Raw genomic sequence first — 13,178 nt, 5'->3', positions numbered from 1 at the left:
ATAATGCACTGAGAGTGTTAATCACGATCTCGGCATTCCGAATGACGACCCGTTAGAAAAGTATTTAAAAGAACAATTGGGATATCGCCAAGCGGTAAGGCACCGGGTTTTGATCTCGGCATTCAGAGGTTCAAATCCTCTTATCCCAGCCACATTAAAGCGGAAATGGTGAAATTGGTAAATGCGCTAAATTTAGGTTCAGCTATTCCTCAAGGTCAGCGTAGGTGTGAGCGTTCAAGTCTCTCTTTCCGCACCACTTTTTTACTTCGGTAAAAATAGATTAACCAGCTTATTGCTGGTTTTTTATGCCTGTCATACCAAACGCATTAATTAAGTGATCAGATTTGCCCACTCTCTTTGGTAAAGTATTTTTACCTTTTCTACATAATACCTAAAGTTATTCCATCCTCTACTAACCTTCACAACTATATGTTCATAATCCTCAAATGCAAAATTGGCGATAGAATAACCCGTAGGCTGCGCTTCAGCACCGATTGCCGCTATTTGCAGTGCATAGAATGCACCCTACTAATACCAAAATAACCAGCAAAGGTGATCACCCTTGCTGGTTAAAATCCCCCCTAACTGCGTTGTGAGTTTTGAAGTGAGAAGAACTATCTCCCGCAACTCTCGCCTTATTAGTGCTAATTTTTCCTTCGCAATACTGATCAAATTAATCCTCACGGATTTGTGAGCGTCAATTTTTCCTTTGAAGCAAGTGATCATAAACTTAATGCTTTGGTATAATAAAGTAATGAGACACGGGCAAGCGCCGAGCCTAAAGGCTCAGTTCCGAAAACACACAAAATCCCGCGGTTAAGTGGCACTCTAAATTGGAATCCCGTCTTCGGGAGGGCAAAAGCTATAATGAGTGGTAATCGGAAAAAGTCGACATACACAATATAATTATTCATTGCCTTAACGATTAAAGGATTTATGATGAAATTCACTCGTAAGTTTATAAAAAACTTAAGTCCTAAGACACTAGTTACTGCAATCAATGCTCTGCTTACATGCCTTTTACCTGCGCCTGAATAGACCACCTAATGAATGGAATTGGTGCAAGCACTCAACGATTTTGTCTACACTCTGTCTTCTCAAAATTAAGATATAAAAAAACCAGCTTTCGCTGGTTTAATATTATGCAAGATCACATCTTAAATGCGTTTGCTATTATTTTATAACCCCTGCCTGTATTGAGCATTGGTTGAAACCGTCACCCTCTGGTCAAGTTGATCCTGCGCGCCTTCTATCCCTGCCAGTAGATTTTCAAAATGTCCAATCAAAGCAACTTTATCCTGCTGCGCTTTTGAGCCGGCACCAATATCGGTTAAATCAATAAAAAATTCATCGAATAAATCGGAAAAATCGGTGACAACATCAAAATTTAAGAATTGTTCATCATTGTAAATACTCGGGTATCCGCCCTTCTGTTTATCAACAGCAAAAGAGAATCCTTTTACATTGGTGATGGTTGTCGCCTTTTCACACTTAAGCATACAGCCATCTTCAATGCTGGGTTTATTACAGCCTACGGTTTGCTGGAAGAAACACTGGCGACTGGTCATCATTAAAATGGGATGATAGATACTGTATAACAACTTAAAGTTTTCAGGGCGGGCAATATTTTTAATTTGATTACGGTTAATTTCGTTAGAAATAAACGCACCTGAACAATTAAGATCTTCCTGCAGCGTCATCAAGGCATAAGAATTGGTCGTATTTAAAAAAGGCCCCGCTATCCACTCAATATTCAGCGCATTTGCCTGATAAGCAATACCGGTATTATTAGTCACAATACGTTGGGGTTTTACCTGCTCTAAAATCTTTACCGCTTCCAGGTAATCTTTACCTATTAACACCGCTGGGAACCAGGGAATTAATCTCGGATTTTGTAAAAAGAGTTTAATAAACTTAGTGCAATTCTTTTTAAAGCTTTCCGGTAATTTAAAATAGATATCAGCATCGGTCACATCACAGAGGTGTAGATCCTTCTCATTACTTATCAGTATTGATAAGGTCGGTTTGCCTTCTTTCTTAGGATGCTTTTTAAGTGCCGGCAAGGTCACTGGCGGAATAATATCAATTGAATCATTTAATAAAAAAGCCACTTTATTCTTGATGTTAGTGAGTTCTTTAAAAGGAAGGCTTAAGCCTGCATCAAAATCATCAAAATTAAAATCCTGAAGATTATATTCACTATTTTTAAAACTTTTAAAGCGTTTTTCAATGGCAGCCTGATCAACAGGCGATTGGTCTGCCGCTATTAATTGCATTGCAGACTCAACCACAAACACCTTATCGTCTCGCTTAACAGTAACCACCAATGGCGTATTAAGTTTTCCTGAAAAAGCCATTGAGAGCGCTGTTTTGGCAATACTCAGATGTTTAATTTTTTCGGCAACCAAGCTGCCGATTTCATTTTTTTCCGTGGAAAGTGTTTGTTGAACCTCTTGAATTTGCACTACCGATATCGCATTATTTTGATCATTCGCATGCTGAAAACTATTATCGCGGGGATTATCGATAAACATATCTTTAGTCAAATTACCTTTTAAAAACGAGTTGGTAAAATCGCGGTTAAAGACCTTATACAGACTTGAATCATCGTCTAATAGTTTACCGCTTTTTACAAACGCGTCGATCTGCTGGCGCCAGGTATCGACTACGGTATGAACATACTGAGCCCCTTTAATACGCCCTTCAATCTTTAAGGAATCAACCCCTGCATCAACCAATTCAGGAAGATCAAAATAAGCTGAATTATCTTTTAAATTAAGCGGGAATTTATTACCCGCCGCGGTGACTTCATACTCATCCCGACATGCCTGACTGCAGCGACCACGATTACCAGAATTACCCACACTCACGGAGCTCGAATAACATTGTCCCGAGAAAGCAATACATAACGCGCCGTGCACGAAGACTTCAGTCAGCACCGCGTTCTCATGGGCAACGGTGGTTAAACTTTTTATTTCGCCAAGATTCAATTCGCGTGACAAATTCGCTCTTGTGGCACCTATTTTAGAGAGGAATAAGATTTGCCCCTCGTTATGTGTGGTCAACTGAGTTGATGCATGTATCTTAAGGCTGGGGAAATGCTTCTTGACCAGATTAAACACACCTAAATCCTGAACAATAATACCATCAACATCCGTATTCACTAATTGGTTAAGTAATTTAACGATGCCGGCTATTTCATGCTCTAAAATCACAATATTTAAGGTTAAAAAAACTTCACACTCGTATTGATGGGCAAGCCCTATCACACCGACTAACTCATCAAATGAAAGATTGGCTGCGCGGTTGCGAGCATTAAAGGTATCTAAACCGCAATAGACGGCATTTGCACCCGCCAAAATAGCGGCTTTAATCGCGTCGACATCACCACCGGGGGCCAATAATTCAATTTTTTGTTGGGTCACGAAATCTCTCTCTCAATAGTTGCTTATATTTTGGTGGCGATTCTACCTGCATAGAGTATGCATTGCTATTAATTCGGCTTTAGTCGTATCGTCAGCGTAAGAGGTTACGTCTGTAGCTGACAATAAACACTGTACTCAAACTGCAGATTCAGCCTTAGCCCGAATGTCGAAGCAATAGGGAATATAATAAGAATGGTTATGCCATTTTGAAGTGTTATAACACAATGCCGTTTTTTTCCGACCTAATCCTGTGACGATAACGCTATATGATCGAAATCAGTGCTTACAATTGATTTAAATATTATATTTACAAGAGCTGATAGCGCGTTTTTGTTTCGGCAAAATAAACTGTCTTATTTTTCAATTTTAATGGCTTGTTATTTAGACATAACTCGCAAAATAGCGAATAACGATTAAATTTTGTAATTTATTAAAAATATTGTACTAATCTAACAGTCGATTATATAAATTATTTACAGTGTCCATTCACAGTGTGTTAAGCAGATTCTTTTGATCCTTCCGCTCAGCAACGCTTCTGTTAGAACTAAAAAATTTCAATCAAAAATCAAAGTATGACGACTATCGTTTAGTTGTTATACCTTGCTGGATAAAAACAGTCTTCGGTCGTGATGGAATTAGAAAAGATGCAGGTCGTAGTAATATTAAAAAAATTGCGATGTAAAGTTAAAATTTTTTATCTGTTTAATATTCAATCTGATTGATCAAAAGAATAAGACTTGTTTCTTACATACTCAACTTTTTTGGAGATTTTATGCCACACAGAAGTGATAGGTATATTAGTAACCTCACCAAAGATACCTATGCATTGGTTTTAGCAGGCGGTCGTGGTAGTCGATTATTCGAACTGACCGATTTGCGCGCTAAACCTGCCGTCTATTTTGGCGGTAAATTTCGGATTATCGATTTTTCCTTATCAAACTGTATCAATTCAGGTATTAACCGCATAGGGGTCGCAACTCAATACAAATCACACTCTTTAATCCGCCACATTAACCGCGGTTGGGGAAATTTTAAGGCTAATTTATCGGAATTTGTTGAAGTTTTGCCGGCATCACAGGGTAATAACAATGATTGGTATCTGGGGACAGCCGATGCTGTGTATCAAAACATAGATATTATTTGTGCTGAGCGTCCTAAATATGTCTTAATTTTATCCGGGGATCATGTCTATCGTATGGATTATGGTCCTCTGATAGCTGAGCATGTTGCCAATGATGCCGATATGACCGTCTGCTGTCTTGAAGCGACAACCGAAGATGCTGCCGGCAGCTTTGGCGTAATGACAGTCAACGCGGATCATAAAGTGATAGCATTTGATGAAAAGCCGAGTCAACCTAATGAAATACCCGATAAGCCGGGCCAGTGTCTGGCTTCAATGGGTAATTATCTTTTTAATACTGATTTTTTGTTCGAACATTTGTTAAATGATTCTTCAAGCGAAAATTCCAGTCGTGATTTCGGACATGATATTATTCCGTCAATTATCAAAGATAATAATATTTTTTCCTATGCCTTTAAAGATCCGGATAGTGATAATCAGCCCTATTGGCGTGATGTGGGTACATTAGATTCATTTTGGGAAGCTAATATGGAACTTGTGACCCCTCAACCACAACTCGATTTATATGATAAAGCTTGGCCTATTTGGACATATCAGGAGCAGCTCCCGCCGAGCAAATTTATTTTTGATGACGATCAGCGCCGTGGTCTGGCCGTTGATTCAACGATTTCCGGCGGGTGTATCATCTCCGGTTCAACTATTCGTAAATCATTATTATATTCAAGTGTTCATACACACTCATACAGCCTTATTGAGGAATCGGTGATACTGCATGGTAGCCATGTCGGGGAGCGCTGTAAATTAAAACGGGTTATCGTCGACAGTAGCTGCCGTATTCCTGCGGGTTTAAGCATTGGTTATGATCGAGAGCAAGATATAGAAAACGGTTTTCGAGTGACCAAAAAAGGGATCACCCTTGTTACTAGTAAGATGTTGAAGGCCTTGGCTAAAAAAAAGGATTATGACTAAAACAACGCTCAATAACAAAAAACACACTAAGGGTAACCGCAGTTACCCTTTTTCAGGGCTGATCATAGCTTAAAAAAAGGTCGGCAATGAATTTAGTCTAGTGTCTTCGGACTTAAATACGATCATTCATTTTTATGATCAAGTGTGCGTGGTGATTTTTGTAACAAACTTAAAAGCACTACCACAGAGAACACAGAGGTGCTCCGCGCTACACAGAGTAAAGGCTAAAATAGTTGTAGGGTGCATTCTATGCACCGCAAGCATTGGCAATTGGTGCGCGGAGCGCACCCTACGAACTACCACAGAGGGCAGCGCCACACAGAGTAAAGACGCCGATATAAGTCCGCGTACATAATCTAATTGTCCAACCCTTTTCTATTGAACGGGATGATGAAATTAGATCATGAATATATAATGCAAACTTAGGTCCGATAGCACTAGTTATAAAACAGCGTCTTTTTGATACTGTTCAAGATCAAATAACTTATCGCTAATAGTCCAAAAACGGCCTTTTTTTCTGGCGATAACAATCTCAGGAGGACGCAGTCGGTGCTGATTATTACAAACCTTACTCGGGGCTGTTTCCGTAAAGGGATGATGACGATCGATTAAATGCGCTTGAATAAATCGATTTAAAAATTCAGATTTATGGGTTTTAGTCGAAAGTTGCCAAAATTCGTTAAGCTCTGCCCCCTCCTCACTAATATAAGTAACCTTAAGCTGCGGTTTTCCAAATTTATTCTTTCCGGGCTCTAATCTGAGATCTGCACATTTTATAATTAATGCATCTTTGAGTTTAAGTGCTTCGCGCAGTTTTTTATCGGGATCCACCAGCACGTGGTCACAATTATTGCAATTCCGCGCAGCGATATCATTATCCGCACCGCAGAGTTCACAAAATTTAGCCCGAAAACGATAACCGCATATTATCCGCTCCCCCTCCTCATTGTTAGCATATCCCTGGCATTGTCTGCCATAGTGCTCAATCACAAAGCCCGCCGGATCCATTTTCCCCCAGAAGTTATTATTAAACCGGCAAGCCGGACAAGGGATAGTGACTATTTCACTGTCACTGTCGGGTTTAGGCTCTCCCAATTCGGGTTGATATAAATCATAACAGTTACCCGCAAATTCCATCACCAAGCAATCTTTTTTGTCCGCAAACAGGCGCAAACCTCGTCCCACAATCTGCTGATACAGGCTAAGAGAGGCAGTTGGACGTAAAATGGCAATCAAATCAACATGCGGGGCATCGAATCCAGTGGTTAATACTGAAACATTAACCAGATATTTAATGCTGCGCTCTTTAAAAGCATTAATAATACGGTCACGCTCTTCAAGGGGGGTATCCCCAATCACCAGAGCCGCATTTTCTTCACTCAAATAGCCCATAATTTCTTGTGCATGATTGACGGTTGAAGCAAAAATCATCACGCCAAGTCTATCTCTTGCAGTCTCAATCACCTGTTCGATAATCTTAGGTGTGACCCGCTGGGATTTTTTAACAATACTGTCCAATTCAGCTGTTTTAAAATTCCCATTTGATGAGGATTTAAGGCTCGAAAAATCATAGCCCAACACAGCCATATCCATTATTTTTGGCTCGGTCAGGTATTTTTCATCGAGTAAAAATCGGATCGGTAAATCAAAAATACAATCACGAAAAAAACGCGCCTGCTGCGTGCGGACCTGCCCGCGAGTATGGTATTGATAAATCCACCCTGTCCCGAGGCGATAGGGAGTGGCGGTCAGCCCCAACACTTTTATGTTTGGATTAATTTTTTGGAGATGATTAATCACTCTGCGATAACTGCTGTTTTCATCTTCCGATACACGATGGCACTCGTCAATCACCAGTAAAGAAAACGCTTCTGAAAATTCTTTTAAACTGTTCACTATTGACTGTACCGATGCGAACACAACCTGGCGTTCAATTTCTTTGCGGCCAAGCCCGGCAGAAAAAATGGATGCTTTTAAAGCGTAACTTTCATACTTAGCGTGATTTTGCTCAACAAGCTCTTTGACGTGTGCCAGTACTAACACTTTTCCTTTGGCGATGCGTGCTAACTCAGCAATAATCAGGCTTTTTCCCGCGCCGGTCGACAGTGTCAGTACGGCAGGTGTTGAATGTTGACGAAAGTAATGAACAGTCGCTTGAACGGCGTCTTGTTGATAGGGGCGAAGCGTATACATATATGTAAGTAACTAATTGCAGACAATTGGCAGCCAAGTTTAATCTAATTCTAATTTTAATGCACAGGTAGTTGTCCCTTTTCGATAACCAGCACCCAATAAGATTTTCAGTTTTTTTATAGCCCTAATCTCATGAGTTTTCTGAGTAAACTTCTTCCCGATGGGCTCATTATCCCTGAGAAAATAAAAAACAGGATCAGAAATAGACTTTTACATAACGGACTGGCAATCATATAATCCGACTTAATAACATGACCTAATAACATGACCTGCTTAGTTCCGTATAATACCAACAGCAGTATTGAAAATATTAAACTACACCCGCAAATTTATTTCAAAGAGTTAACAATATGATTATTAAAAAAGAGTGGCGAATTTTAACCGTGGGAGATGGTGATTTATCGTTTTCAAATGCCCTATTAAGTCACCAACCGGCAGCTTTAACAGCAACTGTCTATGACTCTTTTGCCACTATGGATGAAAAATACGGGGATAGCTTCCAGCAGCAGCTAAGTGCTAAAAATATTCCTCTGATATTTGAATTTGATTTGAAAAACCCGCAATCCTGGATTGGTTTGAAAAAAAACAGTTTTGATCTGATTATTTTTCAGTTTCCATTATTACCCGCTTTCCGTTCATTTACGGAGTATCAGGAGCGCGGTAAAGACGTCAATTTCAATACCCTTAATAGGCGCCTATTACGCACCTTTTTGGTCAATTCATTTAAGCATTTTTTAGACCCAGATGGTCAGCAACTGTGTTATATCACCTCTAAGGATGTGAAACCTTACCGCGAGTGGAATATTGAAAATTCGCTTAATTTACAGACAGATATTAACTATTTAGGCTCAATTAATTTTGAAATAGCCGATTTTCCCGGTTACAAAATTCGTAATGTTGAACGTGATAAGTTTGTTAAAGATACAAAGGGCACCACTTATGTCTGGAGCACCAAAAAACAACATGATATCAGTGCCTCATTAGAGGGCGCCGTTTATCAGGATGATAACCTTTGTACCCTGTGCCGTGCAGGCCCATTTACCCGAACGGAGGATCGCCTTAAACATAATCAATCAAAAAGGCATACTCAGATGATGGAGTTTGAACGGTTATGGTTAGACGATTTGAAGTATGCAGCTGACTATACCCAATAACAGGGCGGTCAAAAATATGCATGAGGGAGTAAAACCCCTCATAAACCGGCATTTATTTTTTTGCTTGTATAGATGACTCAGGTAATTGTTTGTAAAAAGCTTAATACCCGACTACCACCGAGGGCAGCGCTGCACGGAGAAAAGACTCAAATAGTCATTACAGCTAATTATTTCTTTTCAGCCTTTAACTCTGTTTCCTCTGTGGTGCATTTTATAAACATGTTATTTTTTTGCTTGTAAGGCCTCAAAAGCAGCCATCTGCTCCGCTGTTGCCGGTAACTGATGATTTTCTTTCCACTCACCGTAGGGCATGCCGTAAATATGTTGCCGAGCCTGGTCATAGTCCAGTTCAACCGTTAATTCTTTTGCTTCTGCCACCATCCACTTAGATAAACAATTACGGCAAAATCCCGCTGTATTCATGAGTTCAATATTCTGCACATCTTTACGGCTGTCTAAATGTTTTAATAAACGGCGGAAGGCTGCGGCCTCGAGTTGAATCTGTTGATCATTTGTCATATTAACCTACTAAGATATTATTAAACGCTTGAATGATTATTATTTAAGCACAACACTTTTTATATTTTTTACCACTGCCACAAGGACAGGGATCATTACGCTGCGGTTGAGCTTCAACGGTGATGGTTTTAGGTTTATTTAAGAACCCTTCAAGTTCAGCAATATTTTCAGCAACATCAGCTTTCACTTCAATCTTTGCAATCAAATTATTTTCCTGCAAAATTTGTTCAATTTCAGATTTTCTGACGGGCGTATTGACCAATAATACAAAGGGAGATTCTTCAGTGCCCGCTTTCGCTGCGCGCTTGGTATTAAAACCATAACTGGAGTGCTTGGGTTTTTTCTCTTTTTTACCTTTAAAGAAAAATTTATCTGACATTTTAAAGCCTTATTTCAAAAATTAAGAGCGCGAAGTTTACACGATTAACAGCTAAAGAGGTATTAGCAAATTGCTTAATTAAATGCCCGTAACAGAACATGGCTGTGGACCTTAAGGTTAAGCATTAAAAACAGGCTGTAACATTATTTTTAATGCCATAAGACGCCAAATGAGACGGGCTGATTCAAGTGCATATGCATGTAACAGAAAAAAATACGTATTTACCCTGTTAAATTACACAATAGGCCGGCCGCGATAAATGATGATCGAAGGTAATGCTAAACCAAAGCTCAGCGCTGCCAAAATAAACAAAGTGCGCAAACCATTTTCAACCACAATTTGGATTAGCTCTAAGCTATATCCGCCAGAGTTTAATTGCACAATACCAATCACAGTCGTAAAGGCAAAACTCCCCGGAATCATGGGAATCACAGAGGCGACGGTAAACACCGGACGAGGAATAAAATGTTTACGCGACCAGTATAATCCTAAAAACCCCATGCTACTTGAAGCGGCAAGAGTTGCCCACTCAATAGGCACACCAAAGTGCATTAATAAGAATCTAAAACTGTGCGCAAATGCGCCGCCAACGGCACAGTAAATAAGCATTTTTTTAGGGACATTAAAGACCATTGCAAAACCAACCGCGGGGATCCAAGCAAACCATGCATCTATTATAAGTAATGTTATTAAATCCATTTTAAGCATTCCTTCATTTGGTTTTGCAAAAAATGATTGGCTAATAGACATTTTGGTTTCATTATCCAATCCATGCGACAACTCCCGTTAACGTCATGGAAGCGACTATTCCAACTGAAACACTTAAGGTTAATAAACTTGCAAATACCCAGCGAGCTATTCCCATACTGATGTGTCCTTTGAGCATATCGGAAACGGCATTTATCAGCGGAAAACCGGGCACCAGTAATAATACCGAAGCCGCCAGTGCGATTTCAGGTTTTTCACCAAATTCATAAACAACACCAAGACTTGCAATAGTAGTCGCCACAAAAGCTGCAATGGCAAAATTGACCAGCGGGCTGTGATGGCGATGAGCAATCTCTTGACGTATCGTCATTGCCCCTGCAGAAGCAAAAAAAGTAGTAATATAAACCTGCCAGTCTCCACCGAAAAAATGGCTAAAACTGCCACAGGCCAGGCCAATCATGAAGACCACGGCCCAACGATTATATTTCATCGGTTTTAAACGATTTAGGCGATCTTTTACCTGCTTCGCATCCAGCAGTTTCTTTTCAGCCATAATACAGATCCGTTGTACATCACATACCATCTGCATGTTAAGACCGCGATCGTAACAACGACGCGTCGTGGTAATGCATTCACCATCAAATAAACTGGTGATCACTATTGCATCGGGGCTAACGGACAACTCAATACTGCGAGCCCCGAGTGCCATCCCTATACGTTGTGTTGTTTGCTCCACTAAACGGCTTTCTGCTCCGTGCTGATGCAATAATTGCCCAGCTTTAGCTGCAACACGTATTAACTCTGTCTGTGCCTGTCTGCTTAGAGACATTTATCTATCCTATTGTACTATACCCAAATTACTTGAAGATGCAGGCATCAGCAAGACGATAAATGATGATACAGGTAGAAGCTGATCCTCTAGTTATTCTAAATCAAAGTCTTCTAACAACATCGATCATCCTTTATCGCCTTGCCCTTCGGGAGATTCGCCCTAAAGCTAGCACTGCGCTGTAACACTTGAAAAGGGAACAACCATTTAAGATGTAAATGGGTGCATTTACATCTACCGCTAGAGGATTAACGCAGTTAATCGCTCGAAAGATCATATTGCGCTTTGTTCTAGCATTCAGGCGAAACTCTGAATCTGCATATTCAAGTAGTTTGGGTATATCAATCAAACTTACAGTTGTGATTCTGCTAACTTAAGATCTAATGTTGCTTTTAACAATTTAAATAATAATATGGCGGCATCAATTTCTTCTTTGCGATTGGTCAAGCTTTCTATATTTAACCCTAACGGAATATCCAAAGGAAGACATGCCTGCAGAATTTGTTCGAAATTATTTCGGCTAATTAACAACGATTCTTTTAATGGATTATCAGATTCAAGAATTCGCAGGCTGGTCGCCTCGGGCACGGAAATGCCCAACCATTCAATAAATGCCAGGGTTTTTGCACTTCCGCAGGGAGAAAACGTTAATACAACACGTCTTGGCTTTTTCCCTTGTTTTTTACATTCCAGCGCATAACGGGTGAGCATATCAATGGTTGCCTGAGCATTATAAACAGCTTGTGAAATGAAGAATTCACAACCCTGCTCATTTTTAGCCAACATACGCAGATGCTCATCACCTTTATTGGTATGGCGCTCCGCAATAGTCACGCCACCCAAATGAAAATCTAAATTATGATCTTTGACAGCCTGATAGGCATCGGCTAAGGATAATTTAATATCACCATCGGCCGAGGGGCTGCCGACTAAAACAATATCGCGCACTGAAAACTGGTGCCATGCATCGGACAACCAGCGAGAAAAATCAGCCCCGTCACGTTGAGAAACGCTTTTATAGGTGATCACCGGCTTAGCCGATTTATCATGTAAAATTTTTGAATATAAACGCGAATCATGGGTATATTTAAAGGGGAATGGACGTGGTTTCTCAATACGCGAGGTTTCATCCTGAATGTCATAAACAATTAAACCGTCATAAGCAATCGAATCAAGTCGGTCTAATAATTTATCTGCAATGCCCGACACTAATTCTATTGCGGTATCCTGCTTGGGTGGTGTTGTACCAATAAAATAAACCCCTTGTTTGGGATCGCTGGATTTATTTCTTAAAGACGTCAAACTCATAAGTTTTTCCTAAACATTCGAGATAGCATAATTATGTTAAATTGTCGCATATTGACCATAGCCAGACAACTAAGAAATACAATGATAAACGTAATGATCCCAGAGCCGCGGGCAGCTTACGTCCATTTTAAGAGGCACGTAAGCATACCGGAGCAAGGCCTTTCGAACGATTAACGGGGTTAATACTCTAGCGGCAGATGTAAATGCACCCCTTTACACCTTAAATGGTTGTTCCCTTTTTAAGTATTACAACGCAGTGCTCGCTTTGAGCGACACTCACTCAGAACACAGGACTGTCGTTGTTAGAAGGCTTTGATTTAGAATAACGAGATCATCGACCTTCTGCCTGAATTATCAGCATTTATCATCTTGCTGATGCCTGCATTTTAAGCTGCTTTGCCGCTTACTGAAACGCTACCTCACAGTCATAGTTATTTTTTATGCCTGAAAACAGGCTAGCGGTAATCGATACAATCAATTTTATTTACTGTCAATCTTCCCCCCTCTTCCTTAGGGTGTTTATGCAAAGGCTATGCATATTTTTATCGGATTTGATTTTGTTACATTGGGGCCTGTTTATCTTTCGTGGTTAATTTTTGTTCGTGATAAAAGC

General features: G+C 40.1%; 9 protein-coding genes and 1 tRNA gene. 3 read left to right on the top strand and 7 right to left on the bottom strand.

All coding sequences use genetic code 11. The features are described from left to right. Nucleotides 1-77 precede the first annotated feature (77 nt). Nucleotides 78-152, top strand: a tRNA-Gln gene (locus tag CXF72_RS14040). 1,026 nt (nt 153-1,178) lie between these two features. Here CXF72_RS14040 and CXF72_RS14025 read toward each other — a convergent pair. Then, the gene (locus CXF72_RS14025) at nt 1,179-3,425 is read right to left on the bottom strand and encodes a peptidase U32 family protein (protein WP_101039764.1); all 2,247 of its coding nucleotides are present in this window, start codon (nt 3,423-3,425) and stop codon (nt 1,179-1,181) included. Between the two features lie 772 nt (nt 3,426-4,197). On the opposite strand from CXF72_RS14025, the gene glgC reads away from it, so the two are divergent. Further along, nucleotides 4,198-5,475 carry a glucose-1-phosphate adenylyltransferase gene (gene glgC, locus CXF72_RS14020; protein ID WP_101039762.1) on the top strand — a complete coding sequence of 426 codons (1,278 nt, stop codon included), beginning with the start codon at nt 4,198-4,200 and terminating at the stop codon, nt 5,473-5,475. A 441-nt stretch (nt 5,476-5,916) separates the two neighbouring features. Here glgC and CXF72_RS14015 read toward each other — a convergent pair whose 3' ends face one another. After that, nucleotides 5,917-7,668 (bottom strand): DEAD/DEAH box helicase, encoded by a 1,752-nt coding sequence (locus tag CXF72_RS14015; protein ID WP_101039760.1) that lies wholly within the window; start codon nt 7,666-7,668, stop codon nt 5,917-5,919. 350 nt (nt 7,669-8,018) lie between these two features. Between CXF72_RS14015 and CXF72_RS14010 the strand changes: the two genes are divergently transcribed. Further along, nucleotides 8,019-8,822, top strand: coding sequence for a class I SAM-dependent methyltransferase (locus tag CXF72_RS14010; RefSeq protein WP_101039758.1), 804 nt, complete (start codon nt 8,019-8,021; stop codon nt 8,820-8,822). Between the two features lie 222 nt (nt 8,823-9,044). On the opposite strand, the gene CXF72_RS14005 is transcribed toward CXF72_RS14010, so the two are convergent. The 5 genes from CXF72_RS14005 to CXF72_RS13985 all read right to left on the bottom strand — a co-directional run bounded on the left by CXF72_RS14005 (nt 9,045) and on the right by CXF72_RS13985 (nt 12,565). Continuing rightward, nucleotides 9,045-9,341: a DUF1244 domain-containing protein gene (locus tag CXF72_RS14005; protein ID WP_101039756.1), complete on the bottom strand. Its 297-nt coding sequence runs from the start codon at nt 9,339-9,341 to the stop codon at nt 9,045-9,047. A gap of 43 nt (nt 9,342-9,384) precedes the next feature. Next, on the bottom strand, nt 9,385-9,720 hold the full coding sequence (locus CXF72_RS14000) for a PBPRA1643 family SWIM/SEC-C metal-binding motif protein (RefSeq protein ID WP_101039754.1): 336 nt from the start codon (nt 9,718-9,720) through the stop codon (nt 9,385-9,387). Between the two features lie 234 nt (nt 9,721-9,954). After that, nucleotides 9,955-10,419 (bottom strand): threonine/serine exporter family protein, encoded by a 465-nt coding sequence (locus CXF72_RS13995; RefSeq protein ID WP_101039772.1) that lies wholly within the window; start codon nt 10,417-10,419, stop codon nt 9,955-9,957. Nucleotides 10,420-10,480: 61 nt separating this feature from the next. Continuing rightward, on the bottom strand, nt 10,481-11,257 hold the full coding sequence (locus tag CXF72_RS13990) for a threonine/serine ThrE exporter family protein (RefSeq protein ID WP_101039752.1): 777 nt from the start codon (nt 11,255-11,257) through the stop codon (nt 10,481-10,483). A 351-nt stretch (nt 11,258-11,608) separates the two neighbouring features. Further along, nucleotides 11,609-12,565, bottom strand: a complete 957-nt coding sequence (locus tag CXF72_RS13985) for a methylenetetrahydrofolate reductase (RefSeq protein ID WP_101039750.1) — start codon at nt 12,563-12,565, stop codon at nt 11,609-11,611. Nucleotides 12,566-13,178: the final 613 nt, after the last annotated feature.

Source organism: Psychromonas sp. MB-3u-54 (genome assembly GCF_002836415.1).
GTDB lineage: Bacteria > Pseudomonadota > Gammaproteobacteria > Enterobacterales > Psychromonadaceae > Psychromonas.
Note: the sequence above shows the minus strand (reverse complement) of the source record. Positions and strands in the feature narration are given on the sequence as shown.